This window comes from Pseudomonas sp. 1176_21 (genome assembly GCF_052850635.1).
Genome location: NZ_VXCV01000008.1, coordinates 66114 through 89959, shown reverse-complemented (window position 1 = coordinate 89959; position 23846 = coordinate 66114). Strand labels below are relative to the sequence as shown.

The window sequence follows — 23846 nt, the reverse complement described above, 5'->3', positions numbered from 1 at the left end:
CAAAGACACCGCAATGAGCCGCTTCAGCCGTCACCTGCCCCCGCTGGATACCCTGATCGCTTTCGAGGCGGTGGTACGCACCGGCAGCTTCACCCGCGCCGCCGCCGAGCTGTCGCTGACCCAGAGCGCGGTGAGCAAACAGATCAAGCTGCTTGAAGAACACCTGGGTGCGCCGCTGTTCGAACGCCGCGCCCGCGGCATCACCCTGACCGCCGCCGGCAGTGGCTTCAATGCCATCGTCGAGCCGATGCTCGACAGCCTGCTGGCCAACGTATTGCGCCTCAAGAGCGGGCACGGCAGCCGCAATGTCAGCGTGATCTGCACCCATGCGGTGGCACAGTACTGGTTGTTCCCGCGGCTGCTGCGCTTCAACGCACAGCACCCCGAGCTGACAGTGAACATCCATGCCAGCAACGAGATGGATGAACGCGTGGTGGGCAACTATGACTTCGGCGTGCTGTACGGCCATGGCCGCTGGAGTTCACTGCAGGCCGACAAGCTGTTCGATGAATGCATCTACCCCATCGTCAGCACCCAGCGGGCCCTGCCGCCAGCCGATTCGCTGGCGGCGCTGCAGGCCCTGCCGCTGATCCAGCTGGATGCCTCGGCCTGGAACTGTCTGGATTGGCCCGACTGGTTCGCGCACCTGGGGGTGCGCTACAAGGCGCCGGCCGATGCGGTGACATTCAATCAGATCACCCTGGTGTTCGACGCAGTGATGCAGGGCATGGGGGTGGGGTTGGGCTGGGAGTTCATGGCCCGCGAGCGCATCGCCAGCGGGCAGGTGCGGCCGGTGTCGGAGTTCGTCGTGCACACCGGCCAGGCCGACTACCTGGTGCACGACAGGCAGCGCGTGTGCTCGCCGGCGGCCCAGGTGTTCAGGGACTGGTTGCTTGCGCTCAACTGAACTGCGCTTGCACCTCGGCGCCGGTGAGGGTCCGGGTCTGGTTGGCGAAGCAGTAGTAGCCCGGCTTCTGATCGATGTAGATCTGCAGTTCCAGCGCCCAGTCACTCTCGCCATCGAGCACGCCCACCGGCACGGCGTCGAAGCCGCCGGCCTTGAGGCGATAGAACAGGTGGGTGCCGCAGGTGCCGCAGAAGCCGCGCTGGGCCCACTCGGAGGAATCGTAGATGCGCGGGGTGTCGCCGCTGAGCCTGAGGGTCTGGGTGCTGTGCACCACCATCAACGGGCCACCGGACCATTTGCGGCACATGCTGCAATGGCAAGCGCTGACACTGGCGTTGTCGAGGCTGACGCTGAGGTGAATGGCGCCGCACAGGCAGCTGCCGTGTTTTTCCTGGGGTTGGGACATGGTGCAGGGTCCTTGCGGTGAGCGGTAGGGCTGAAGTCTAGCAGCAGTCGGCCCCGGCCCTTTCGCCGGCAAGGCCGGCTCCTACAGCGGATTACGCCGTCACCGGGGTCAACACCGGTTCCCCGGCAAAGAACGCCTGCAGGTTGCGCAGCACCAGCGCCACCGTATCGCGCGCCGCTTCCGGCGACTGTCCGGCCACATGCGGGGTCAGCACCACGTTGTCCAGCGCCTTGAGTGCCTGCGGCACTTCAGGCTCGGCATCGAACACATCCAGCCCGGCCCCGGCAATACGCCCTTCGCGCAACGCCGCCACCATCGCATCGGTGTCCACCACGCTGGCCCGCGCAATGTTCACCAGAAAACCCTGCGGCCCCAGTGCGTCCAGCACTGCCGCGTCGACCAGGTGGCGCGTACCGGCCCCGCCCGGGGTGGCAACGATCAGAAAGTCCACCGCCCCCGCCAGCGCCAGCGGGCTTTCGCACCAGGTGTAGGGCACGTCGGTGCGTGGCCGGCGGTTGTGGTAGCTGACCTGCATGTCGAAGCCCTGCGCCGCACGCCGGGCAATCGCCAACCCCGTCGCGCCAAGGCCCAGTACCCCGAGGCGCTTGCCGCTCAGCGACGGGCTGATCACACGGTTCCACTGCCCCAGGCGGGTGGTGGCATCGGCACGGGGAATATCGCGCACGATGGCGAACAGCAGCGCCAGGGCATGGTCGGCCACCGCCGTGGCGTTGGCACCGGCGCCATTGGTCACGGTGATGCCACGCGCAGCAGCCGCTGCCAGGTCCACTTCCTCGTACCCGGCGCCGATGACGCAGATGATTTTCAGATGGGGCAAGGCGGCGATTTCGTCGGCCCGCAAGCCCAGCGGCCCGCGGGTCAGTACCGCATCGATTGCGCCGCCGTGGCGGGCGATGGCCTCGGCACGCAGGGCCGGGGTCTGTGCACGAATCAGCTCGAAGCCGGCCTGTTCGAGCAAGGGCAGGTAGTCATCCACCGTTTCTACCAGCACCAGTACCTTGTGTGTCATGCCCTGCCCCCTGGCCATTCGCAAAAAAGGGGCATTATGCCGGCTTGGGCTTACTGGGCGAAAGCCCGTCCCAGGCCGCCCGGCACGCCGCTGCTGTCGGTGTCCTGCCAGGGGCCGTCAGGGCTGGTGGCCCAGCTCCAGCCATTGCTGAAGCGGTAGTAGGTGCGTTGGCGGTAGAAGGTGTTGGTCTTGCCTTCGAGCACGTACACCCCGAGTTTCGGGTCCCAGTGGCTGGCGCCACCCGGCGGCGGCGCGAAGCTTGCCGAGGTGCGTGGCATCGGCTTGGGCGTCGGCAGCGTGGCCGGGGTACCTGGCTTGGGCCCCGGCACCGGCTTGATCACCGGCCCGGTCGGCGGCAGGGTTTCGATCGGCGGCACGGTGGGCTCGCTGGGCCGATGCACCGTACACGCACTCAAGCCCACGGCCAGGGCGATCAGGGTGAGGCGTGCGATGCTGTTCATAGTGGTCTCTCTACGGGTCCGGGCTGTCGATGGTCAGGTGCTGCGGCGCCTCGGTGCTGCTGGCCAGCGGGCTGCCACGGCCGATCCACTCGCCCTTGGTCGGCTGGCCGGCACGGGAGACGCGCGCAACCAGTTGGACTTCGGGGAAGCTCGACAGTTTCATGTTCGGCATCATCGCATCACTGTCGCTGAGCTGAACCTCGATCGGCAGGTCGGCCACGGTCACGCGCTTGGCCGCCAGCGGCATCGGCGGCCCGGAACTGGCGCGGGCAAATATGAACACGCTGTCATCGGGACGCACCTTGTCCTTGAGCGCCGGCGCCAGCTCGACCCGCACCGTCAGGCGTGCGCTGGTGGCCGGCGCCTGGCCCGCGGCCTTGAGCCGTTCGCCAGCACGCTCGATGCCGCCCTGCAGCGCGGCACGCGAGGCATCGCCCTCGGGCAGTTGGGCAATCAGACGGTTCCAGTAGTCGATGGCCTGCTGGTAGCGCCCGTCCTCGAACGCGGCGATACCCAGCAGCCCCAGGCTGGTGACTTCCGCCGGATCGGCCTTGAGCGCTTCGTCGGTCAACGCCTGCATCTGCGCTGTCCACTGCTTGCCGTTACCGAAGTACAGCGCCTGCGCCCATTGCCCAAGCAGCTCAGGCTGACGCCCGGCCAGGGCAGCAGCGCGCTCGAAGGCCTTGGCAGCATCGGCGGCGCGTTCCTGGGCCATGTAGGCACGGCCCAGCAGGTACAGGCCTTCGGCCGAGTCTGGCTGGGCCTGCACCGCACGCTCCAGGCGCGAGGTCATCTCCTGCACCGACTGCGGCGCCTGGGCGAACTCGCGGGTCAGCTCGACCTTGTCGCTGGCGCCAAAGTGCAGGTACAGCCCGAGGCCCATCACCGGCACCAGCACCGCAGCCAGCAGCGGCAAGGTCTTGCCCAGGCGCGCACTGCGGTCGGGTTCGGCGTTGTCGGTGTCGGCCAGCAATTCGCGGGCGGCCTCGTCGCGGCCACGGTCCAGTTGCTCGGCGGTGAGCACACCGGCCTCGCCCTGGGCCTGCAGTTCGGCCACGCGCTCCTGGTACAGGGCCACGTTCAACGCGGTACGGTCTTCTTCCTGTTGCGCACGACGCACGCGCAACACCGGGATCAGCAGAAAGCTCAGGGCTACCAGTAACAGCAGGCCTGCGGGAAGCCAGAATTCAGTCATGGGTGCGTTCTTTGTCCAGCAGTTTGGCGAGGCGCTCACGCTCCTCGGGGGAAAGGTCGACGGTGCCGCCCGCCGCCTGGGTACGGCGCTTGCGCACGATCAGCGCCAGCATGCCGAAGCCGCCCAGCAGCAGGATGCCCGGGCCGAACCACAGCAGCCAGGTACGCGCCGTCAGGGCCGGCTTGTAGCGCACGAAGTCGCCATAGCGGTCGACCATGAAGTCGATGATCTGCTGGTTGTCCTTGCCTTCGCCGAGCATGCGGAAGATCTCGCGGCGCAGGTCGGCGGCAATCGGTGCGTTGGAGTCGGCGATGTCCTGGTTCTGGCACTTGGGGCAGCGCAGTTCCTTGGTCAGCACGTGGTAACGCTCGCGCTCGGCGTCGTCGGCGAACTGATAGGTGTCGATGGCCGCGTGGGCCACGCCGGCGATGCTCAGGCCCAGCAGCGCGCCTGCCAGCCAGCGCCTCATTGGCCGGCCTCGTCGAGCAGGCCCTGGTACAGCGGCGCCAGTTGCTCGCGCCACACGGTCTGGTCGACCACGCCGACGAACTTGTGCCGGATGATGCCCTTGGCGTCGATGATGAAGGTCTCCGGCGCGCCGTACACACCCAGGTCCAGGCCGAGGGTGCCGTGCTCGTCACGGATGCCGATCTGGTAGGGGTTGTGGAACTCGGTCAGCCACTTGATCGCAGCCGCGTTCTCGTCCTTGTAGTTGACCCCGTAGATCACCACGCCCTGCTCGGCCAGCTTGTTCAGCACCGGGTGCTCGACCTTGCACGAAGGGCACCAGGTGGCCCACACGTTGACCAGCGCCGGCTTGCCCAGCAGGTCGTCGCGGGTCAGGGTCCGGTCGCCTTCCACGGTCGGCAGCGAGAACGCCGGGAAGGGTTTGCCGATCATCGCCGAGGGCAGCTCGGACGGGTCCAGGTACAGGCCCCGGTACAGAAACACCGCCACCAGCAGAAACACCGCCAGCGGCAGCACCATGATCCAACGCTTCATGCAGTTGCTCCCGACATGCCCAGTACTTCACGTACCCGGCTTTTCACCTTGACCCGATACCGCTTGTCCATCGCCGCCATCAGGCCGCCCAGGCCGGTCAGCAGGCCGCCCAGCCAGATCCAGCGCACGAACGGCTTGACGTGCACGCGCACGGCCCAGGCGCCGTTGTCCAGCGACTCACCCAGCGCCACGTACAGGTCGCGGGTGAAACCGGCATCGATGCCGGCCTCGGTCATCACCGACTGCTGCACGGTGTACAGGCGTTTTTCCGGGTGCAGCACGCTGATTTCACGACCGTCCCGCAGCACGCGCACGGTGCCCTTGTCGGAGGTGAAGTTCGGCCCCTCGAAATGCTTGGCGCCTTCGAACACGAACTGGTAGCCGCCCAGTTCCATCGACTCGCCCGGCGCCAGGCGCAGGTCGCGTTCGGCGCTGTTGTTGCTCGACAGCACCACGCCCAGGGCGCATACCGCGATGCCCAGGTGCGCCACGTGCATGCCCCAGTAACTGCGGCTCAGGCCGCGCATGCCCTTGAGCAGGCCCTTGTGACGGGTCTTGTCGAGCAGGTCGCGCACGCCGGCCAGCAGGATCCACGCCGCCAGGGCGAAGGTGGTCAGTACCTGCCAGTCGAAGTCGTCCACCAGCAGCCCGCCGATGGGTGCCAGCACCACGCTGCCGATCGCCACCGGGGTCAGCATGCTCACCAGCCATTTCGTCGGGGTGTCCTTCCAGCGCACGATCACGCCGACCGCCATCACCACCATCAGCAGGGCCATCAGCGGGATGAACAGCGCATCGAAGTAAGGCGGCCCCACCGACAGCTTGGCCCCGGTCAGTGCATCGAGCACCAGCGGGTACAGGGTGCCCAGCAGGATCATCGAGGCCGCCACCACCAGCACCAGGTTGTTGGCCAGCAGCAGGGTTTCCCGCGACCACAGGGCGAACCCGACCTGGCTCTTGACCACCGGGGCGCGCAAGGCGAACAGGGTCAGCGAACCGCCGACCACGAACAGCAGGAAGATCAGGATGAACACGCCGCGCTCGGGGTCGGCGGCAAAGGCGTGCACCGAGGTCAGCACGCCGGAACGCACCAGGAAGGTGCCCAGCAGGCTCAGCGAAAATGCAGCGATCGCCAGCAGCACGGTCCAGCTCTTGAACACGCCGCGCTTCTCGGTGACGGCCAGCGAGTGGATCAGTGCGGTGCCCACCAGCCACGGCATGAACGAGGCGTTTTCGACCGGGTCCCAGAACCACCAGCCACCCCAGCCGAGTTCGTAGTAGGCCCACCACGAGCCCAGGGTGATGCCGATGCCCAGGAACGCCCAGGCCACGATGGTCCAGGGCCGCGACCAGCGTGCCCAGGCCGCGTCCAGGCGCCCGCCGAGCAAGGCGGCGATGGCGAAGGCGAAGGCCACCGAGAAGCCCACGTAGCCCATGTAGAGCATCGGCGGGTGCACGATCAGGCCGATGTCCTGCAGCAGCGGGTTGAGGTCGCGACCATCGGCAGGCACCTGCGGCAGCAGGCGCTGGAACGGGTTGGAGGTAACGATCAGAAACGACAGGAAGCCCACGCTGATCATGCCCATCACCGCCAGCACCCGGGCCAGCATCACCTGCGGCAACTGGCGCGAGAAGATCGACACGGCGAAGGTCCAGCCGCCCAGGATCAGCGCCCACAGCAGCAGCGAGCCTTCGTGGGCGCCCCACACGGCGCTGAACTTGTAGTACCAGGGCAAGGCGCTGTTGGAGTTGCTGGCCACATACGCCACCGAGAAGTTGTCGGTCATGAAGGCATGGGTCAGGCAGGCGAAGGCAAACGCCAGAAAGGCGAACTGGCCCCACGCCGCCGGGCGTGCCAGGCTCATCCACAGGCTGTCGCCCCGCCAGGCGCCGAGCAGCGGCACGCTGGCCTGAACGCCGGCAAAACAGATGGCCAGGATCATCGCCAACTGGCCCAGCTCGGGAATCATCAGTGCGGCATTCATGGCTTGGCTCCGCCGTCGGTGGACACCTGGCCGCTTTCCTTCAGGGCCTTGGTGACCTCGGGCGGCATGTATTTTTCGTCGTGCTTGGCCAGCACCTCGTCGGCCACCACCACGCCCTCGGCGTTGAGCTTGCCCAGGGCGACGATGCCCTGCCCTTCACGGAACAGGTCGGGCAGGATGCCGCGGTAGGTGATGGGCACCGACTTGTTGAAGTCGGTGACCACGAAACGTACGTCCAGCGAGTCGCCGGAGCGTTGCAGGGAACCGGCCTCGACCATGCCGCCAGCCCGGATGCGGGTATCGAGCGGGGCTTCGCCGTTGGCGATCTGGGTAGGGGTATAGAACAGGTTGATGTTCTGCTGCAGCGCGCTCAGGGCCAGGCCGACGGCGACGCCGACACCCACCAGCAGGCCGAGGATGATGAACAGACGCTTCTTGCGTTGCGGATTCACTTGGACTTCTCCCGGCGCAGGCGGCGCGCTTCTTCTTGCAGATACCGGCGCTTGCTCAGTACGGGCGCGGCAACATTGATGGCCAGCACCAGCAGGCAGATGCCATAGGCCGACCAGACATAGAGGCCGTGATGGCCCATGGCGAGGAAATCATTGAAGCTGGCAAAACTCATCGTGCGGTCTCCCGCCCCAGGTGGCCCAACACTTCATCCTTGACCCAACTGGCGCGTGCCTCGCGCCGCAGCACTTCAAGGCGCATGCGCAACAGCAGCACCGCCCCGAAGAAGCAATAGAACCCCAGCACGGTCAGCAGCAGCGGCAGCCACATCTCGGCAGGCATCGCCGGCTTTTCGGTGAGGGTGAAGGTGGCGCCCTGGTGCAGGGTGTTCCACCACTCCACCGAGTACTTGATGATCGGAATGTTGATCACGCCGACAATCGCCAGTACCGCGCAGGCCTTGGCCGCGCTCTCACGATTGCTGATCGCCTGGCCCAGGGCAATCAGACCGAAGTACAGAAACAGCAGGATCAGCATCGACGTTAGTCGTGCATCCCAAACCCACCAGCTGCCCCAGGTCGGCTTGCCCCAGATGGCACCGGTGCTCAGGGCCACCACGGTCATCCAGGCGCCGATGGGCGCGGCGCATTGCAGTGCCACGTCGGCGATCTTCATCTTCCAGACCAGGCCGACCACGCCGGCCACCGCCAGCATCACGTAGCACGACTGCGCCAGCATGGCCGCCGGCACGTGGATGTAGATGATTCGGAAACTGTTGCCCTGCTGGTAGTCCTGCGGGGCGAAGGCCAGGCCCCAGACCACGCCCACGGCGATCAGCAGGATGGCGGCGATGCTCAGCCACGGCAGCATGCGGCCGCTGATGGCATAGAACCATTTGGGTGAACCCAGCTTGTGAAACCACGTCCAGCTTATTGCGCTGCTTTTCATCACGGTACATCCAGGGTCTTTGCTGGGCGGGGCCCAGACCTCATTATTCGCCGACGCTGATCTTCAGGCCAGCCGCTATTGCAAAGGGTGCCAGGGTTACTGCAAGGGCGGTCAGGCTGCCAAGCCAGAGCAGGTAACCGGTCGCCGGCATAGCTTGCAGTGCCGCCTGCAAGGCGCCACTGCCCAGGATCAACACCGGGATATATAACGGCAAAATAAGCAGTGCCAGCAGCAGGCCACCGCGCTTCAAACCCACGGTCAAGGCTGCGCCCACTGCACCCAGCAGGCTCAGTACCGGGGTACCGAGCAGCAGCGAGGCCAGCAGTACCGGCAGGCATTGCACCGGCAAACCGAGCATCAGGGCCAGCAGCGGCGACAACAATACCAGTGCCAGGCCGGAAAAGGCCCAGTGTGCCAGCACCTTTGCCAATACCAGAAGCGCCAGGGGGTGCGGCGAAAGGACCCACTGCTCGAGGGATCCGTCCTCGAAATCACTGCGAAACAGCCCGTCCAGCGAGAGCAGAACGGATAAAAGGGCGGCCACCCAGACTAACCCAGGGGACAAGTTTTGCAACAATTGCGTCTCCGGCCCGACCGCCAACGGGAACAACGCGATCACGATCGCGAAGAACACCAATGGGTTGGCAAGCTCGGCCGGACGGCGGCACAGCACCTGCGCTTCTCGGCGCAGCAAATGAACGAACACACTCATGCCGCGTACTGCCCCAGGTTCAGTTCTCGGTAGCCGGACGGCGTCTGCGCCAGCGTGTGGTGGGTGGTCAGCACGACCATGCCGCCGCGCTCGCAATGCGCCGCCAGGTGCGCTTCGAGCTGGGCCACGCCCTGCTTGTCGAGGGCGGTGAAGGGTTCGTCGAGAATCCACAGCGGCGGGCTGTCCAGGTACAGCCGCGCCAGCGCCACGCGGCGCTGCTGGCCGGCCGACAGGGTATGGCAGGCAACATCTTCGAAGCCGCGCAGGCCCACGGCCGCCAGTGCCTGCCAGATCGCCTCGCGGCTGGCAGGCTGATGCAGGGCGCACAGCCAGGCCAGGTTTTCCTCGGCGGTGAGCAGGTCCTTGATGCCGGCCGCATGACCGATCCACAGCAGCATCCTGGCCAGTTCGCTGCCCTGCTCGGCCAAGGGCTTGCCGTCCAGGCGGATTTCACCGCTGGTGGGCCGCATCAACCCGCTGAGCAGGCGCAGCAGGCTGGTCTTGCCGCTGCCATTGGGGCCGCTGATCTGCAGCATGTCACCGGCCGCCAGGTGCAGTTCGAGGTGTTCGAAAAGCATTCGCCAGTCGCGCTCGCAGGCCAGGCCCACAGCTTCGAGTCGAGGGGTCACAGGTTCGCCTTATGGTTCGGTCTCAAGTCGGTCCGGGCCTGGCCGTTATACTGAGCAACAGCTGTACGGCATGGCCGGTCGCATCGGGCACGCCACAGGACGTGCGCACCCGCCAGGAACGGGCGGCATTATACATGGCATGTCCTACTGCAAAGAGGGCTATTTCCACAGGTTGCAACGTGATGACAGGCGAAATCAACAGCCTTGGCCCGCAGGCCCTGGCCAACCCCCAGGCGCGCAGCGCGGCGATGACCGGCGAACTGCTCAAGCTGCTGCAACCCCAGCCTGCCCTGCTCGCCCCGGGCGAGACCGCGCAGGCGCAGGTACTGTCGTTGCGCCAGGTCGGTCAGGACTTCCAGCTGCTGCTGCAACTGACCCAGACCAACGGGCGCCAGACCACCGTGCAGACCAGCGCCAGCCAGCCCCTGCCCCAGGGCAGCGAGCTGACGGTCAGCCAGCCCAATGCCGGCAACCTGAGCATCACCGTGCAGCAGGCCATCGCGCGCAGCGTGGCCACCCTCACCCAGCTCGACACCCGCCAGTTGCCGCCGGGCACCCTGCTGCAGGGCAAGGTACTGACCACCCAGGCGCTGCCCCAGGCCGCCGGGCAGCCGGCCTTGTTCCGCTCGTTGGTGACCCTGCTCAACACCGCACAGGCCGGCGCCACCCTGAACATCGACAGCCCTCGGCCACTGGCGCTGGGCAGCCTGCTCAGCGCACGGGTACAGGGTGAACAGTCGATCAGCTTCGTGCCCCTGAGCGGGCGCCAGGAACAACTGGCGATCACCCAGCACCTGAGCGCGCAGCTGAGCCGCCAGGCCTCGCTGCCGGGCCTGCTCGCCAGCCTGCAACAGATGAGCGCCGAGCAGCGCCTGCCGGCCGATGTGCGGGCCAGCGTGAGCACCCTGCTGGCCAGCCTGCCGGACATGGAACAGCTCGGCACGGCCAAGGGCCTGGCCCAGGCCCTGAACAACAGCGGCGCGTTTCTGGAAGCCAAGCTGCTGGCTGGCGCCCCAGCCGCCCTCGCCCCCGACCTCAAGGCCCAGGTGATCCGGCTGGTGGCGCAGTTGCTGCCCGGCCTCCCCGGCAGCACCCAGTTCAACCCGGCCGTGGCCGCCAGCACCCTGGCCCAGGTGCTGCCGGGCATGGTGCGCAACGCCCTGGGCATGCTCGGCCAGGTAAGCCCGCGCCCGGCCCCGGGAAGCTTTCCGCTGCCCTCGCGGCTGCTGCAAAGTGGCGACGAGGAAGGCGACCTGGAACACCTGCTGCGCCTGGCAGCGGCAGCCATTTCACGCCTGCAGAGCCACCAGCTCGCTGGCCTGGAGCAAACCCGCACCACCGCCGACGGCAACCTGCAGACCACCTGGCAACTGGAGATACCGGTGCGCAACGGTCAGGAGTTCATGCCGCTGCAAGTGAAGCTGCAGCGCGAGGAAACCCCCGAGCAGCAGGCCGACCCGGAACGCGAACAGCGCGACCCGCTGGAGATGCTCTGGCGCGTGGAGCTGGCATTCGACCTCAGCCCGCTGGGGCCCTTGCAGGTGCAGGCACAGATCAGCCAGGGCAACCTGTCCAGCCAGCTGTGGGCGGAGCTGCCGAGCACCGCGCAACTGATCGACAGCCAGCTCGGCAAGCTGCGCGCGCGGTTGGTGGAGCGCGGGCTCAACGTCGGTGAACTGCTGTGCCATCACGGTACGCCGCCACAGGGGCCGCGTACGCATCTGGAACAACGCTGGGTGGATGAAAACGCATGAGCCAGACCCCGCCACGTCAGGCCATTGCCCTGACCTACGACGGCCAGCAGGCCCCGACCTTGAGCGCCAAGGGCGACGACGAGCTGGCCGAGGCGATCCTGGCCATTGCCCGCGAACACGAAGTGCCGATCTACGAGAATGCCGAGCTGGTACGCCTGCTGGCGCGCATGGAGCTGGGCGATCAGATCCCGGAGGCGCTGTACCTGACCATCGCCGAGATCATCGCCTTCGCCTGGCAGCTCAAGGGCCAGGTGCCGGAGGGGTTCGTGGACAACGCCCCGCAGGAGCGCGACATTACCCCGAACCTGTACAGCCTGCCTGCGCCGGACTGACGCCGCGCAGGCCGGGTGCCTTGCATCAGCTGCGGTGCAGCTTGCTCATCAGCTCGGCTTCGGCCTGGGTCAGGCCGCATGACTGGGTCAGCTCGTCGACGCTGGCGCCCATGCCCACCAGCCGCGCCGCCTGGGCGAACGACAGGCTGTTGGGGTCGCGCTGCTCCAGTTGCATCAGCTTGTCCGGCAACGGCGCCACCACGGCGCGCAGCTCGTGCAACGCGTCGCCCATGCGCACCGTACCGTTCTGATAATCGTCCACACGCTTGGCCAGGTCCTTGATGCGCTGGTCACGCAGCGCATCGCCCTGGGCCTGCTGCGAGGCCAGCTCGCGCTGGCGCTTGCTGTAGCCGTAGAACAGCCACAGGCTGAGGATCCAGACCAGCGCCAGAAATATGACAGCACCCTCGAGAATCAACTCAGATATTCTCCAGCTCGGACCACTCTTCCTCGGTCATCATCTTGTCCAGCTCGACCAGGATCAGCAGTTCGTTGTTCTTGTTGCACACGCCCTGGATGAACTTGGCCGATTCCTCGTTGCCGACATTCGGTGCGGTCTCGATCTCCGACTGACGCAGGTACACGACCTCGGCCACGCTATCGACCAGGATGCCGACCACCTGCTTGTCCGCCTCGATGATCACGATACGGCTGTTGTCGGAGATTTCGGCAGACATCAGGCCGAAGCGCTGGCGCGTGTCGATCACGGTCACCACATTGCCGCGCAGGTTGATGATGCCCAGCACATAGCTCGGCGCGCCCGGCACCGGAGCGATTTCGGTGTAGCGCAGCACTTCCTGGACCTGCATCACGTTGATGCCGTAGGACTCGTTGTCCAGCTTGAACGTTACCCACTGCAGAATCGGATCGTCGGAACCCTGCGCAGTCATGTTTTTCATTCCCCTAACCCTCAAAAGCCGTTCTCGGCGGTGTACTCAGTGCGGTCGCGGCAGTTGCGACCGATTATTTATGCGTACCGTGCATCTGCTTGACGGCGCCGCTGGCGATCAGCTCGGCCAGCTCGGCGACATCCAGCAGCGCGCACATGTGTTCGATGACGGTACCGGCAAGCCACGGGCGCTGCCCACGCTGGCTGCGCCACTTGATCTCGCTCGGGTCCAGGCGCAGCGAGCGGCTGACCTGATGCACCGCCAGCCCCCACTCGTAGCCCTGTACCGAAATAACGTATTGCAGCCCCTGGCGGAAGTCGTCGCGGTAGCGGTCGGGCATGACCCAGCGCGCCGTGTCGAGCACCTTCAGGTTGCCCGCCTGGCTGGGCAGGATGCCCAGGAACCACTCGGGCTGGCCGAACAGCGGCGTGAGCTCCTGGCCGGCCAGCGAGTAGATCGAGCCCAGGCACACCAGCGGCACCGCCAGGGTCAGCCCGGCCACGTCGAACAGCAGGCATTCGAACGGCTCGGCGGCCCAGGCCGGGCGACCGTCGCCCGTCAACGGCGGCACCGGCTGGTCCGGTGCTGCGGGCAGGTGCACCTGCACCAGCGGCTCGACCGGGGTTGGCACGTCGGCGATGACCGGGGCGACCACCGGGGCCGCCTCCACCACCTTGGCCACCACCGGTGGCGCCATTACCGGCATGACCAGCCGCGTAGGCTCGGCGAATGCCGGCGCTGCGGTCTTGAGCCGGGCGTCACGGGCCTGTTCTTCGAGCACTGCGGCCTGGAACTCGTCGATCGCTTCAGGCGCCGTGACGACCACCGGGGCCGGGGCCACTGCGACGCGTTCGGCCACCGCCAGGGGCAATGGCTGCAGCTCTTCGGTGGCCTCCTGCAACAGGCCGTCCAGGTACGACTGCAAGGCCAGTTGAGGCTTTATGGTGACCTGCTGCGGGCTGTTCATCAGGCCACCTGCGCAACGGCATTCTGCGCCAGCAGATGCTTGAGCAATGCCCGGTAGGCAATCACGCCACGGCTCCTGCCATCGAACTGCGACGGCGTGAGCCCGGCACGGCTGGCGTCGCGCAGGCGCGTATCGACCGGAATGTAGCCCTGCCAGATGGTCTCGGGATAAGCGTCGCGCAACACCCGCAGGGTGCCCATCGAGGCCTGGGTGCGGCGGTCGAACAGGGTCGGCACGATGTGGTACGGCAAGGCCTGCTTGCGCGAGCGATTGACCATGCTCAGCGTGCTGACCATGCGCTCGAGGCCTTTCACCGCCAGGTATTCGGTCTGCACCGGGATCACCAGTTGCTGGCTGGCAGCCAGCGCATTGACCATCAGAACGCCCAGCAACGGCGGGCTGTCGATGATCGCGTAGTCGAAATCCTGCCACAGCTGCGCCAGACTCTTGGCGATCACCAGGCCCAGGCCACTCTGGCCCGGGGACTGACGCTCGAGCACCGCCAGGGCGGTGCTGGAAGGCAGCAGCGAGATGCGCTCGTCGCTGGTGGGCAGCAACAGCTGGCCCGGCAGCCCTTCGGGCACCGTGCCCTTGTGCAGGAACAGGTCGTAGCTGCTGTGCTCGAGGGTGTCCGGGTTGTGACCGAAGTAGCTGGTCATGGACCCGTGCGGGTCGAGGTCGACCACGACCACACGCTTGCCCGCCTCGGCCAGCAGGCCGGCCAGGGCGATGGATGTGGTGGTCTTGCCGACACCACCTTTTTGATTGGCTACTGCCCAGACTCTCATTGCGCTGCTTCCTCCCGGTCGGGTCGGACCCTGCCGGGATCGATTAAAGGTTCGACGACGGGGAATTGACGGGATTGCGCCCGGCCGTCGGTGCTACGGCTGGCGGTGCAGTTTGTGTGCCAGCACGCTTGAGCGCCGCATCGGGTGTGGCATTGGCGCTGCCGGTACCGGTCAGGCTGCGGCGCACCTCCAGATTGCGCGAGATCACCAGCACCACCCTGCGGTTCTGCGCGCGCCCTTCAGGGCTGGCATTGCTGGCGATGGGCTGGAACTCGCCGTAGCCCACAGAAGCCATGCGTGCCGGGTTGACCCCTTCCATCGCCAGCAGGCGCACGATGCTCGCCGCCCGTGCCGACGACAGCTCCCAGTTGGTCGGGTACTGCGCCGTGCGGATCGGCTGGTCATCGGTGAAACCTTCGACGTGCACCGGGTTGGCGAACGGCTTGATGATGTGCGCCACCTTGTCGATGATGTCGAACGCCTTGTCGCTGGGCATGGCATCGCCACTGCCGAACAACAGGGAGGAATTGAGCTCGATCTCGATCCACAGTTCGTTGCCGCGCACGGTCATCTGGTCGGACTTGATCAGGTCGCCAAAGGCATCGCGCACATCGTCGGCGATGGTCTGCAGCGGGTCGCTGGAGCTTTGCCCCAGGCCCGCATCGACCTGCTCGCTGTCCTTGATCAGCGGTTCGGCCGGCTTGACGCTGAGGGGGCGCTCGTCGCCTATCGGAATCGGCTTCATGCTGCGCTCGGGATCGTTGAACACGCCGATCAGCGCCTGCGAGATGACCTTGTACTTGCCCTCGTTGATCGAGGAAATCGAATACATGACCACGAAGAAGGCGAACAGCAAGGTGATGAAGTCGGCATACGACACCAGCCAGCGTTCGTGGTTTTCATGTTCCTCGGGTTGACGACGACGGGCCATGGCTTACTCCATGAAGCCCTGAAGCTTCAGTTCGATTGAACGTGGGTTCTCGCCTTCGGCAATCGACAGCAAGCCTTCCAGGAGCATTTCGCGATAGCGCGACTGGCGCATGGCCAGGGCCTTGAGCTTGTTGGCGATCGGCAACAGGATCAGGTTGGCACTGGCCACGCCGTAGATGGTGGCCACGAACGCCACCGCGATACCGCTGCCCAGCTGGGTCGGGTCGGCCAGGTTGCCCATCACGTGAATCAGGCCCATCACCGCGCCGATGATGCCGATGGTCGGCGCATAGCCGCCCATGCTCTCGAACACCTTGGCGGCCTGGATGTCGCGGCTTTCCTGGGTGTAGAAATCCACCTCGAGAATGCTGCGGATGGCTTCGGGCTCGGCGCCGTCGACCAGCAGCTGCAGGCCCTTGCGGGCATACGGGTCGGGCTCGGCATCGGCCACGCCCTCAAGGCCCAGCAGGCCTTCCTTGCGTGCGGTGAGGCTCCAGTTGACCACCCGGTCGATACCGCCGGCCAGGTCGACCCGCGGCGGGAAGAGGATCCAGCGCACGATCTGCAGGGCGCGCTTGAACGCGCTCATGGGGGCCTGCAGCAGCGAGGCCGCCAGCGTCCCGCCGATCACGATCAGCGCCGCCGGGCCATTGATCAGCGCCGACAGATGGCCGCCTTCGAGGTAGTTGCCGCCAACGATGGCGACGAACGCCAGGATGATCCCGATAAGGCTCAACACGTCCATCAGATGCACGCCTCTACCAGGTGCCGGCCGATCTCGTCCAGGCCGTACACCGCATCGGCCAGGTTGGCCTTGGCAATGGCCATGGGCATGCCATAGATCACGCAGCTGGCTTCGTCCTGGGCCCACACCTGGCTGCCGCCCTGCTTGAGCAGGCGCGCGCCTTCGCGGCCATCGGCGCCCATGCCGGTCAGCACCACGGCCAGCACCTTGTCGCCATACGACTTGGCCGCCGAACCGAAGGTGATGTCCACGCAGGGCTTGTAGTTGAGGCGTTCGTCACCCGGCAGGATCTTCACCGTGCCGCGCCCGTCGACCATCATCTGCTTGCCGCCCGGTGCCAGCAGGGCCAGGCCGGGGCGCAGCACGTCGCCGTCCTCGGCCTCCTTGACGCTGATGCGGCACAGCTTGTCCAGGCGCTCGGCGAAGGCCTTGGTGAAGGCCGCCGGCATGTGCTGGATCAGCACGATCGGCGCCGGGAAGTTGGCCGGCAGCTGGGTCAGCACGCGCTGCAGCGCCACCGGGCCACCGGTGGAGGTACCGATGGCCAGCAGCTTGTAGGCCTTGCGCTTGGGCGCCGGCGAGCTGGGTGCAGCGGCCCGCGCAGGGGCTTGCGGGGCAACCGGGGCGGCGCGCATGGACGCTGCCGGGACGCTGCTGCCGGCGCTGTGCGACGGTGCAGGCGCTGCGGCCGGTGCCGGGCTGGCATAGCTGCTGAAACGACGGTTGCTGCGCGAAATGGTATGCACCTTTTCGCACAGCATCTGCTTGACCTTCTCGGGGTTGCGCGAGATGTCCTCGAAGTTCTTCGGCAGGTAGTCCACCGCACCGGCGTCCAGTGCGTCGAGGGTGACGCGGGCGCCTTCGTGGGTGAGCGAGGAGAACATAAGTACAGGCGTGGGGCAGCGCTGCATGATATGACGCACGGCGGTGATGCCATCCATCATGGGCATTTCATAGTCCATGGTGATGACGTCGGGCTTGAGCGACAGCGCCTGATCGATCGCTTCCTTGCCGTTGGTCGCGGTACCGACCACCTGGATAGTCGGGTCCGCTGAAAGAATTTCCGAGACACGGCGGCGGAAAAAACCGGAATCATCCACCACCAGGACCTTGACTACCATAAACACTCCATTACGGGGCGCGGCCACCTGGCCACACCACCGGGATCAGATACGCCGAGCGGCGTAACGCTTGAGCATGCTCGGCACGTCGAGGATCAGCGCAATGCGCCCGTCACCGGTAATGGTGGCGCCCGACATGCCCGGGGTGCCCTGCAGCATCTTGCCCAACGGCTTGATGACCACCTCTTCCTGGCCCACCAGCTGGTCGACCACGAAGCCGATGCGCTGGGTACCCACCGACAGGATCACCACGTGGCCTTCACGCTGCTCCTCGTGGGCTGCCGAGCTGACCAGCCAGCGCTTGAGGTAGAACAGCGGCAAGGCCTTGTCACGCACGATCACCACTTCCTGGCCGTCGACCACGTTGGTGCGCGACAGGTCCAGGTGGAAAATCTCGTTGACGTTCACCAGCGGGAAGGCGAAGGCCTGGTTGCCGAGCATCACCATCAGGGTCGGCATGATCGCCAGGGTCAGCGGCACCTTGATGACGATCTTCGAGCCCTGGCCCTTGGTCGAGTAGATGTTGATCGAGCCGTTGAGCTGGGAAATCTTGGTCTTGACCACGTCCATGCCCACGCCGCGACCGGACACGTCGGAGATCTCGGTCTTGGTCGAGAAGCCCGGGGCGAAGATCAGGTTGTAGCAGTCGCTTTCGCTGAGGCGATCGGCGGCGTCCTTGTCCATCACCCCGCGCTTGACCGCAATGGCGCGCAGGACATTGGCATCCATGCCCTTGCCGTCATCGGAGATCGACAGCAGGATGTGGTCGCCTTCCTGTTCGGCAGCGAGGATCACCTTGCCATTGCGCGACTTGCCGGCGGCTTCGCGCTCTTCCGGGGTTTCCACGCCATGGTCGACGGCGTTGCGCACCAAGTGCACCAGCGGGTCGGCCAGGGCCTCGACGAGGTTCTTGTCCAGGTCGGTCTCTTCGCCGACCAGCTCCAGGTTGATCTCTTTCTTGAGCTGGCGGGCCAGGTCGCGAACCAGACGCGGGAAGCGCCCGAAGACCTTCTTGATCGGCTGCATGCGGGTCTTCATCACCGCGGTCTGCAGGTCGGCGGTCACCACGTCCAGGTTCGAGACGGCCTTCGACATGGCTTCATCGCCGCTGTTCAGGCCCAGGCGCACCAGGCGGTTACGCACCAGCACCAGTTCGCCGACCATGTTCATGATCTCGTCCAGGCGCGCGGTGTCGACCCGCACGGTGGTCTCGGCCTCGCTGGCCGGATGCTTGTCGGCAGCGGGAGCCGCCTGACGGGCTGGCGCGGGGGCGGGGGCCTTGGCCGGTGCCGGTGCCGGTGCAGCGGCTGCCGCTGCGGGCTTGGCCGCCGGCTTGGCCGCAACCGTCGCCGCAGCAGCAGGCGCGCTGGCAGCGCCAGCGCCGCTGACGGCGTCGGGCGCGAATTTGCCCTTGCCGTGCAACTCGTCGAGCAGGGCCTCGAATTCGTGTTCGGAAATATGGTCACCCGCCGCTGCGGGTGCGGCAGCGGCCGGCGCGGCGGCCGCTACAGCGCCGGGCAGTGCATCGGCGGCAAAGGTGCCCTTGCCGTGCAACTGGTCCAGCAATGCTTCGAATTCATCGTCGGTGATGTCACCGCTGGGCGCCGCGTCCGCGCCAGGTGCAGCAGCAGATGCCGCCGCCACACTGTCGGGGGCGAACTGGCCCTTGCCATGCAACTGGTCCAGCAACGACTCGAACTCGGCGTCGGTGATTTCATCGCTGGCAGCGTCCACGGCCACCGGCTCGGGCGCCTCGGCCTGGGCCTTGGCGGCATTGAGCGATTCGAGCAACTGCTCGAACTCGCTGTCGGTGATATCACCCCCGCTCGCCTCGGCCTCAGGCTCCGGCTCGGCAACCGCCGCCACCGGCGCAGGCGCCGCCGCTTCGGCACCGGCAGGTTCGGCCAGGCGCGCCAGGGCGGCCAGCAGTTCCGGAGTGGCTGCGGTGATGTCGGTGCGCTCGCGCACCTGGCCGAACATGCTGTTGACGGTGTCCAGGGCTTCCAGGACCACGTCCATCAGTTCGGCGTCCACACGTCGTTCACCCTTGCGCAGGATGTCGAAGACGTTTTCGGCGATGTGGCAGCACTCCACCAGCTCATTGAGCTGGAGGAAGCCGGCGCCCCCTTTTACAGTGTGAAAACCGCGAAAAATTGCATTGAGCAGGTCGGCATCATCCGGGCGGCTTTCCAGCTCGACCAGTTGCTCGGACAGTTGCTCAAGAATTTCGCCGGCTTCTACCAGAAAATCCTGGAGGATTTCTTCATCGGCGCCGAAGCTCATTAAACGTGCTCCCTAAAAACCCAGGCTGGACAGCAGATCGTCGACATCGTCCTGACCGGACACAACGTCTTCACGTTTATCGGCATGAATCTGTGGTCCTTCACCCCGAGTCGGATGTTTTTCTTGATCTTTTTCGGCACGCAGCTGGTCGTGGTCATGCTCGATGCCGGCGAACCGGTCGACCTGACTCGCCATCAACACGAGCTTCAGAAGATTGCTTTCTACTTCGGTGACCAGTGCCGTGACGCGCTTGATCACCTGGCCGGTCAGGTCTTGGTAGTCCTGAGCCAGAAGAATGTCGTTGAGATGGCCGGCGACCTTGCGGTTGCCCTCGGCGCTGTGCGTCAGGAAACTGTCGACGCGCTTGACCAGCTCGCGAAACTCAGGAGCCTCGACTTCGCGGCGCATGAAGCGCTGCCAGTCGCCACTCAGGCTGGCCGCCTCGGCACTGAGGTCATTGAGTACCGGCGTGCTTGCCTCCACCAGGTCCATGGTGCGGTTGGCAGCGCCCTCGGTCAGCTTGACCACATACGACAGGCGTTCGGTGGCGTCGGTAATCTGCGAGACTTCCTCGGCCTGCGGCATGTGCGGATCGATCTGGAAACTGACGATCGCACTGTGCAGCTCGCGGGTAAGCTTGCCGACTTCCTGGTACAGGCCAAGGTCACGGGTCTGGTTCAGCTGATGGATCAGTTGCACCGCGTCGCCGAACCTGCCTTTTTCAAGGCTGCTGACCAGCTCCTGGGCATGTTTCTTCAGAGTCGACTCGAAGTCGTCCAAAGATGATCTTTTTTGCTCCATAAGCGCCCCCGTGGCGTACCTCAGCTATTGACGCGCTCGAAGATCTTTTCGATCTTTTCTTTCAGCACCTGGGCGGTGAACGGTTTGACCACATAGCCGTTGACGCCCGCCTGGGCGGCTTCGATGATCTGTTCGCGTTTGGCTTCGGCCGTCACCATCAGCACCGGCAGGTGCTTGAGGCGCTCATCCAGACGTACCTTGCGCAGCAGGTCGATACCGGACATGCCGGGCATGTTCCAGTCGGTCACCAGGAAATCGAAGTGACCGCTTTCGAGCATCGGCAACGCGGTGTTGCCGTCGTCGGCTTCCTGGGTATTGGTGAAGCCCAGGTCACGCAACAGGTTCTTGATGATCCGCCGCATCGTCGAAAAATCGTCGACGATGAGGATTTTCATGTCTTTGTTCAATTAGACCTCCAAGCAGTCTTTAACGCGCTCAGCGCTGAACGCGCATTCAATCAATTCGGGCACTACATTTCACGACTGTATGGAACGGCTGCTCAACGCGCCCGCCATTCCCCCAGGCGACCGCGCAAGCGTGCGGCGCACTGGCTGTGCAACTGGCTGACACGCGACTCGCTGACCCCCAGCACCTCGCCGATTTCCTTGAGGTTCAGCTCTTCGTCGTAGTACAGCGCCAGCACCAGGCGCTCACGCTCGGGCAGGTTGGCGATTGCATCCGCCAGGGCTGCCTGAAAGCGCTCGTCTTCCAGATCGCGCGATGGCTCGAGCTGGGCACTGGCGCCGTCCTCGTGCAGGCCTTCATGTTCGCCGTCCTGCAACAGGTCGTCGAAACTGAACAGGCGACTGCCCAAGGTATCGTTCAAAATCCCGTAATAATCATCGAGACTCAATTGAAGTTCGGCAGCAACCTCGTGATCTTTAGCATCACGACCGGTTTTTGCTTCAATTGCACGAATCGCGTCACTCACCATGCGGGTATTGCGATGTACCGAACGCGGCGCCCAATCCCCCTTGCGCACCTCGTCGAGCATGGCCCCACGGATGCGGATACCGGCATAGGTCTCGAAACTGGCACCCTTGCTGGAGTCGTACTTGTTGGAGACCTCGAGCAGGCCGATCATGCCGGCCTGGATCAGGTCCTCCACCTGCACACTGGCTGGCAGACGCGCCAGCAGGTGATAGGCAATGCGCTTGACCAAGGGTGCGTACCGCTCGATCAGCTCGTACTGGGCATCACGCGAAGCCTTGCTGTACATCCGATAGCCGCTTGCACTCATAGCACTGGTCCCGCACTGGTCGGTTGCACCAGCCGTTCGACGAAGAACTCCAGATGACCACGCGGGTTGGCAGGCAACGGCCAGCTATCGACCTTCTGAGCAATGGCCTTGAAGGCCAGCGCGCACTTGGAACGCGGAAAGGCTTCGTAGACTGCTCGCTGCTTCTGCACTGCCTTGCGGACACATTCGTCGTAGGGCACAGCACCGACGTATTGTAAGGCGACATCCAGGAAGCGATCCGTGACCTTGGTCAACTTGGCGAACAGATTGCGGCCTTCCTGAGGGCTTTGTGCCATGTTGGCCAGCACCCGGAAACGGTTCATGCCGTAATCGCGGTTCAGCAGCTTGATCAGGGCATAGGCGTCAGTGATGGACGTGGGCTCGTCGCACACCACCAGCAGCACTTCCTGGGCCGCGCGCACGAAGCTGACGACCGAATCGCCGATGCCGGCCGCGGTGTCGATGACCAGCACGTCGAGGTTGTCGCCGATCTCGCTGAACGCCTGGATCAGCCCGGCATGCTGGGCCGGCGCCAGGTGCACCATGCTCTGGGTGCCGGAGGCCGCAGGCACGATGCGTACCCCGCCAGGCCCCGGCAGCAGCACGTCGCGCAGCTCGCAGCGGCCCTCGATGACATCGGCCAGTGTGCGTTTGGGGGTCAGGCCGAGCAAGACGTCGACGTTGGCCAGGCCCAGGTCGGCGTCCAGCAGCATGACCCGACGGCCAAGCTCAGCCAGCGCCAATGACAAGTTCACTGACACGTTGGTCTTGCCGACGCCACCTTTGCCGCCTGTCACGGCGATCACCTGTACGGGATGCATGCTGCCCATGTTTGTTCTTTACCTTGTCTTACTTAGACCGAGGCCACATGACTGGCTGCGCTTTCAACACCTGAAAAATGCCTGGCAGACCATTGATGTAGGTACTTTGCAACGTATACACATTTACCTCAGCCGACACGCTTGCCGTCGCTGTGGTACAGATCGGCGAACATGTCGGCCATTGCCTCTTCGCTGGGATCATCCTGCATTTGTACACTGACCGCGCGACTGACCAGATGGTGCCGGCGCGGCAAGTGCAGATCGTCCGGAATGCGCGGCCCATCGGTCAGATAGGCCACCGGCAACTCATGCGTGATGGCCAGGCTCAGCACCTCGCCCAGGCACGCCGTTTCGTCGAGCTTGGTCAGGATGCAACCGGCCAGCCCGCAGCGCTTGTAGCTGTGGTAGGCAGCGGTCAGCACCTGCTTCTGGCTGGTGGTGGCCAGCACCAGGTAATTCTTGGCCTGGATGCCGCGCCCGGCCAGGGTTTCGAGCTGCATGCGCAGTGCCGGGTCGCTGGCCTGCAGGCCGGCGGTATCGATCAGCACCACGCGCTTGCGCAACAGAGGGTCCAGGGCCTGGGCCAGCGACTGGCCGGGGTCGACGTGGGTCACCGACACATTCAGGATGCGCCCCAGGGTCTTGAGTTGTTCCTGGGCGCCGATGCGAAAGCTGTCCATGCTCACCAGCGCGATGTTCTGCGCGCCGTACTTGAGCACATAGCGCGCCGCCAGCTTGGCCAGGGTGGTGGTCTTGCCCATGCCGGCCGGGCCGACCATGGCGATCACGCCGCCCTCTTCGATCGGCTCGATTTCCGGCACCTGGATCATGCGGGCCAGGTGCGCCAGCAGCATGCGCCAGGCCTGGCGGGGCTCTTCGATGTCGGCAGTGATGTCCAGCACCTCGCGGGCCAGCGGCCCGGCGATGCCGATGCGCTGCAGGCGGCGCCAGAGGTTGGCCTGGTGCGGCTTGCTGCCCTGCAGCTGGGTCCAGGCCAGCGAGCCGAGCTGCACTTCGAGCAGCTCGCGCAGGCCCGAGAGCTCCGAGCGCATGGAATCGAACAGACGCTGATCGACCGGCGCCGGGGCCGCTGCCTGAGGCCGCACGGGGGCCTCGACCTGCGGCTCTACCAGCGGCTCGGAGGCGGTCAGCGGCAGGCCGGCGAACAACTGGCGGTTGCCCTCCTCGCCTTCGACCCGGCTGCTGAGCTCGGCCTGCGCGGTGACGATGCGCGACTGGGTCTTGCGCAGTTCGTCCTCGAGCTCGACGTTCGGCACCCGCGGCGCAAGCGCGGACAGCTTGTAGTCCAGCGCCGCCGTCAGCTCGACACCGCCAGCAATCCGTCGGTTGCCGATGATGGCGGCCTCTGCCCCCAGCTCATCACGAACCAGCTTCATGGCCTGACGCATATCAGCGGCGAAAAAACGCTTAACTTGCATATCCCACTAC

28 protein-coding genes are annotated in these 23846 nt (G+C 65.5%); 3 read left to right on the top strand and 25 right to left on the bottom strand.

Annotation, left to right across the window (positions count from 1 at the left end):
* Positions 1-13: 13 nt before the first annotated feature.
* The gene (locus FW760_RS18955) at positions 14-907 is read left to right on the top strand and encodes a LysR substrate-binding domain-containing protein (protein ID WP_054915613.1); all 894 of its coding nucleotides are present in this window, start codon (positions 14-16) and stop codon (positions 905-907) included.
* On the opposite strand, the gene FW760_RS18950 is transcribed toward FW760_RS18955, so the two are convergent.
* From FW760_RS18950 to ccmA, 12 genes are all read right to left on the bottom strand, one after another.
* Positions 900-1313, bottom strand: a complete 414-nt coding sequence (locus FW760_RS18950; protein ID WP_043861848.1) for a GFA family protein — start codon at positions 1311-1313, stop codon at positions 900-902. The genes FW760_RS18955 and FW760_RS18950 overlap by 8 nt on opposite strands.
* Before the next feature lie 91 nt (positions 1314-1404).
* Entirely contained in the window at positions 1405-2343 is a 939-nt protein-coding gene (locus FW760_RS18945; RefSeq protein ID WP_058542046.1) for a 2-hydroxyacid dehydrogenase, read from the bottom strand.
* A gap of 50 nt (positions 2344-2393) precedes the next feature.
* On the bottom strand, positions 2394-2804 hold the full coding sequence (locus tag FW760_RS18940; RefSeq protein WP_043861846.1) for a hypothetical protein: 411 nt from the start codon (positions 2802-2804) through the stop codon (positions 2394-2396).
* A 10-nt stretch (positions 2805-2814) separates the two neighbouring features.
* Positions 2815-3999, bottom strand: a complete 1185-nt coding sequence (ccmI, locus tag FW760_RS18935) for a c-type cytochrome biogenesis protein CcmI (RefSeq protein ID WP_054915616.1) — start codon at positions 3997-3999, stop codon at positions 2815-2817.
* The gene (locus FW760_RS18930) at positions 3992-4468 is read right to left on the bottom strand and encodes a cytochrome c-type biogenesis protein (protein ID WP_043861844.1); all 477 of its coding nucleotides are present in this window, start codon (positions 4466-4468) and stop codon (positions 3992-3994) included. Before FW760_RS18930 ends, ccmI begins: the two co-directional genes overlap by 8 nt.
* Complete coding sequence (locus FW760_RS18925; protein ID WP_043861843.1) at positions 4465-5001, bottom strand: DsbE family thiol:disulfide interchange protein; 537 nt, start codon at positions 4999-5001, stop codon at positions 4465-4467. The genes FW760_RS18930 and FW760_RS18925 overlap by 4 nt, the downstream gene beginning before the upstream one ends.
* Positions 4998-6971 carry a heme lyase CcmF/NrfE family subunit gene (locus FW760_RS18920; protein WP_167400228.1) on the bottom strand — a complete coding sequence of 658 codons (1974 nt, stop codon included), beginning with the start codon at positions 6969-6971 and terminating at the stop codon, positions 4998-5000. The genes FW760_RS18925 and FW760_RS18920 overlap by 4 nt, the downstream gene beginning before the upstream one ends.
* An 11-nt stretch (positions 6972-6982) precedes the next feature.
* Positions 6983-7438, bottom strand: coding sequence for a cytochrome c maturation protein CcmE (gene ccmE, locus FW760_RS18915; RefSeq protein WP_058542048.1), 456 nt, complete (start codon positions 7436-7438; stop codon positions 6983-6985).
* Positions 7435-7611: a heme exporter protein CcmD gene (gene ccmD / locus FW760_RS18910; protein WP_043861840.1), complete on the bottom strand. Its 177-nt coding sequence runs from the start codon at positions 7609-7611 to the stop codon at positions 7435-7437. The genes ccmE and ccmD overlap by 4 nt, the downstream gene beginning before the upstream one ends.
* Positions 7608-8384, bottom strand: coding sequence for a heme ABC transporter permease (locus tag FW760_RS18905; protein WP_043861839.1), 777 nt, complete (start codon positions 8382-8384; stop codon positions 7608-7610). The genes ccmD and FW760_RS18905 overlap by 4 nt, the downstream gene beginning before the upstream one ends.
* Positions 8385-8427: 43 nt before the next feature.
* Positions 8428-9096 carry a heme exporter protein CcmB gene (gene ccmB / locus FW760_RS18900; RefSeq protein WP_043861838.1) on the bottom strand — a complete coding sequence of 223 codons (669 nt, stop codon included), beginning with the start codon at positions 9094-9096 and terminating at the stop codon, positions 8428-8430.
* Positions 9093-9725: a cytochrome c biogenesis heme-transporting ATPase CcmA gene (gene ccmA, locus FW760_RS18895; protein WP_043861837.1), complete on the bottom strand. Its 633-nt coding sequence runs from the start codon at positions 9723-9725 to the stop codon at positions 9093-9095. The genes ccmB and ccmA overlap by 4 nt, the downstream gene beginning before the upstream one ends.
* A gap of 182 nt (positions 9726-9907) precedes the next feature.
* Between ccmA and fliK the strand changes: the two genes are divergently transcribed.
* A complete protein-coding gene (fliK, locus tag FW760_RS18890) occupies positions 9908-11479 on the top strand; it encodes a flagellar hook-length control protein FliK (protein ID WP_116053242.1) in 1572 nt (523 codons plus the stop codon).
* Positions 11476-11811, top strand: a complete 336-nt coding sequence (locus tag FW760_RS18885; RefSeq protein ID WP_043861835.1) for an EscU/YscU/HrcU family type III secretion system export apparatus switch protein — start codon at positions 11476-11478, stop codon at positions 11809-11811. Before fliK ends, FW760_RS18885 begins: the two co-directional genes overlap by 4 nt.
* 25 nt (positions 11812-11836) lie before the next feature.
* Here the strand turns inward: FW760_RS18885 and FW760_RS18880 are convergent, their stop codons facing one another.
* From FW760_RS18880 to flhF, 13 genes are all read right to left on the bottom strand, one after another.
* Positions 11837-12229, bottom strand: a complete 393-nt coding sequence (locus FW760_RS18880) for a DUF2802 domain-containing protein (protein WP_043861834.1) — start codon at positions 12227-12229, stop codon at positions 11837-11839.
* A 1-nt stretch (position 12230) separates the two neighbouring features.
* Positions 12231-12710 carry a chemotaxis protein CheW gene (locus FW760_RS18875; protein WP_043861833.1) on the bottom strand — a complete coding sequence of 160 codons (480 nt, stop codon included), beginning with the start codon at positions 12708-12710 and terminating at the stop codon, positions 12231-12233.
* A gap of 64 nt (positions 12711-12774) precedes the next feature.
* Complete coding sequence (locus FW760_RS18870) at positions 12775-13668, bottom strand: CheW domain-containing protein (RefSeq protein ID WP_043861832.1); 894 nt, start codon at positions 13666-13668, stop codon at positions 12775-12777.
* A complete protein-coding gene (locus FW760_RS18865) occupies positions 13668-14456 on the bottom strand; it encodes a ParA family protein (protein WP_043861831.1) in 789 nt (262 codons plus the stop codon). The genes FW760_RS18870 and FW760_RS18865 overlap by 1 nt, the downstream gene beginning before the upstream one ends.
* A 43-nt stretch (positions 14457-14499) precedes the next feature.
* On the bottom strand, positions 14500-15387 hold the full coding sequence (motD, locus tag FW760_RS18860) for a flagellar motor protein MotD (RefSeq protein ID WP_116053239.1): 888 nt from the start codon (positions 15385-15387) through the stop codon (positions 14500-14502).
* Positions 15388-15390: 3 nt separating this feature from the next.
* A complete protein-coding gene (locus FW760_RS18855; protein WP_043861829.1) occupies positions 15391-16131 on the bottom strand; it encodes a flagellar motor protein in 741 nt (246 codons plus the stop codon).
* A complete protein-coding gene (locus tag FW760_RS18850) occupies positions 16131-17252 on the bottom strand; it encodes a protein-glutamate methylesterase/protein-glutamine glutaminase (RefSeq protein ID WP_054915622.1) in 1122 nt (373 codons plus the stop codon). The genes FW760_RS18855 and FW760_RS18850 overlap by 1 nt, the downstream gene beginning before the upstream one ends.
* Positions 17253-17297: 45 nt before the next feature.
* The gene (locus tag FW760_RS18845; RefSeq protein ID WP_116053236.1) at positions 17298-19535 is read right to left on the bottom strand and encodes a chemotaxis protein CheA; all 2238 of its coding nucleotides are present in this window, start codon (positions 19533-19535) and stop codon (positions 17298-17300) included.
* Between the two features lie 12 nt (positions 19536-19547).
* Positions 19548-20336 (bottom strand): protein phosphatase CheZ, encoded by a 789-nt coding sequence (locus FW760_RS18840; protein WP_043861826.1) that lies wholly within the window; start codon positions 20334-20336, stop codon positions 19548-19550.
* A 20-nt stretch (positions 20337-20356) separates the two neighbouring features.
* On the bottom strand, positions 20357-20731 hold the full coding sequence (locus FW760_RS18835; protein WP_043861825.1) for a chemotaxis response regulator CheY: 375 nt from the start codon (positions 20729-20731) through the stop codon (positions 20357-20359).
* A gap of 104 nt (positions 20732-20835) precedes the next feature.
* A complete protein-coding gene (gene fliA / locus FW760_RS18830; protein WP_043861824.1) occupies positions 20836-21576 on the bottom strand; it encodes an RNA polymerase sigma factor FliA in 741 nt (246 codons plus the stop codon).
* Positions 21573-22406 (bottom strand): flagellar synthesis regulator FleN, encoded by an 834-nt coding sequence (fleN, locus tag FW760_RS18825; protein ID WP_054915624.1) that lies wholly within the window; start codon positions 22404-22406, stop codon positions 21573-21575. The genes fliA and fleN overlap by 4 nt, the downstream gene beginning before the upstream one ends.
* A 119-nt stretch (positions 22407-22525) precedes the next feature.
* Positions 22526-23836, bottom strand: a complete 1311-nt coding sequence (gene flhF / locus FW760_RS18820) for a flagellar biosynthesis protein FlhF (protein ID WP_043861822.1) — start codon at positions 23834-23836, stop codon at positions 22526-22528.
* Positions 23837-23846 lie beyond the last annotated feature (10 nt).

Excerpts from the sequence above, each read along its gene's own strand:
- FW760_RS18955 (WP_054915613.1), top strand. The coding sequence starts at position 14 with ATGAGCCGCTTCAGCCGTCACCTGCCCCCGCTGGATACCCTGATCGCT.
- FW760_RS18950 (WP_043861848.1), bottom strand. The coding sequence starts at position 1,313 with ATGTCCCAACCCCAGGAAAAACACGGCAGCTGCCTGTGCGGCGCCATT.
- FW760_RS18945 (WP_058542046.1), bottom strand. The coding sequence starts at position 2,343 with ATGACACACAAGGTACTGGTGCTGGTAGAAACGGTGGATGACTACCTG.
- FW760_RS18940 (WP_043861846.1), bottom strand. The coding sequence starts at position 2,804 with ATGAACAGCATCGCACGCCTCACCCTGATCGCCCTGGCCGTGGGCTTG.
- ccmI (WP_054915616.1), bottom strand. The coding sequence starts at position 3,999 with ATGACTGAATTCTGGCTTCCCGCAGGCCTGCTGTTACTGGTAGCCCTG.
- FW760_RS18930 (WP_043861844.1), bottom strand. The coding sequence starts at position 4,468 with ATGAGGCGCTGGCTGGCAGGCGCGCTGCTGGGCCTGAGCATCGCCGGC.
- FW760_RS18925 (WP_043861843.1), bottom strand. The coding sequence starts at position 5,001 with ATGAAGCGTTGGATCATGGTGCTGCCGCTGGCGGTGTTTCTGCTGGTG.
- FW760_RS18920 (WP_167400228.1), bottom strand. The coding sequence starts at position 6,971 with ATGATTCCCGAGCTGGGCCAGTTGGCGATGATCCTGGCCATCTGTTTT.
- ccmD (WP_043861840.1), bottom strand. The coding sequence starts at position 7,611 with ATGAGTTTTGCCAGCTTCAATGATTTCCTCGCCATGGGCCATCACGGC.
- FW760_RS18905 (WP_043861839.1), bottom strand. The coding sequence starts at position 8,384 with ATGAAAAGCAGCGCAATAAGCTGGACGTGGTTTCACAAGCTGGGTTCA.
- ccmB (WP_043861838.1), bottom strand. The coding sequence starts at position 9,096 with ATGAGTGTGTTCGTTCATTTGCTGCGCCGAGAAGCGCAGGTGCTGTGC.
- fliK (WP_116053242.1), top strand. The coding sequence starts at position 9,908 with ATGACAGGCGAAATCAACAGCCTTGGCCCGCAGGCCCTGGCCAACCCC.
- FW760_RS18885 (WP_043861835.1), top strand. The coding sequence starts at position 11,476 with ATGAGCCAGACCCCGCCACGTCAGGCCATTGCCCTGACCTACGACGGC.
- FW760_RS18875 (WP_043861833.1), bottom strand. The coding sequence starts at position 12,710 with ATGAAAAACATGACTGCGCAGGGTTCCGACGATCCGATTCTGCAGTGG.
- FW760_RS18870 (WP_043861832.1), bottom strand. The coding sequence starts at position 13,668 with ATGAACAGCCCGCAGCAGGTCACCATAAAGCCTCAACTGGCCTTGCAG.
- FW760_RS18865 (WP_043861831.1), bottom strand. The coding sequence starts at position 14,456 with ATGAGAGTCTGGGCAGTAGCCAATCAAAAAGGTGGTGTCGGCAAGACC.
- motD (WP_116053239.1), bottom strand. The coding sequence starts at position 15,387 with ATGGCCCGTCGTCGTCAACCCGAGGAACATGAAAACCACGAACGCTGG.
- FW760_RS18855 (WP_043861829.1), bottom strand. The coding sequence starts at position 16,131 with ATGGACGTGTTGAGCCTTATCGGGATCATCCTGGCGTTCGTCGCCATC.
- FW760_RS18850 (WP_054915622.1), bottom strand. The coding sequence starts at position 17,252 with ATGGTAGTCAAGGTCCTGGTGGTGGATGATTCCGGTTTTTTCCGCCGC.
- FW760_RS18845 (WP_116053236.1), bottom strand. The coding sequence starts at position 19,535 with ATGAGCTTCGGCGCCGATGAAGAAATCCTCCAGGATTTTCTGGTAGAA.
- FW760_RS18840 (WP_043861826.1), bottom strand. The coding sequence starts at position 20,336 with ATGGAGCAAAAAAGATCATCTTTGGACGACTTCGAGTCGACTCTGAAG.
- FW760_RS18835 (WP_043861825.1), bottom strand. The coding sequence starts at position 20,731 with ATGAAAATCCTCATCGTCGACGATTTTTCGACGATGCGGCGGATCATC.
- fliA (WP_043861824.1), bottom strand. The coding sequence starts at position 21,576 with ATGAGTGCAAGCGGCTATCGGATGTACAGCAAGGCTTCGCGTGATGCC.
- fleN (WP_054915624.1), bottom strand. The coding sequence starts at position 22,406 with ATGGGCAGCATGCATCCCGTACAGGTGATCGCCGTGACAGGCGGCAAA.
- flhF (WP_043861822.1), bottom strand. The coding sequence starts at position 23,836 with ATGCAAGTTAAGCGTTTTTTCGCCGCTGATATGCGTCAGGCCATGAAG.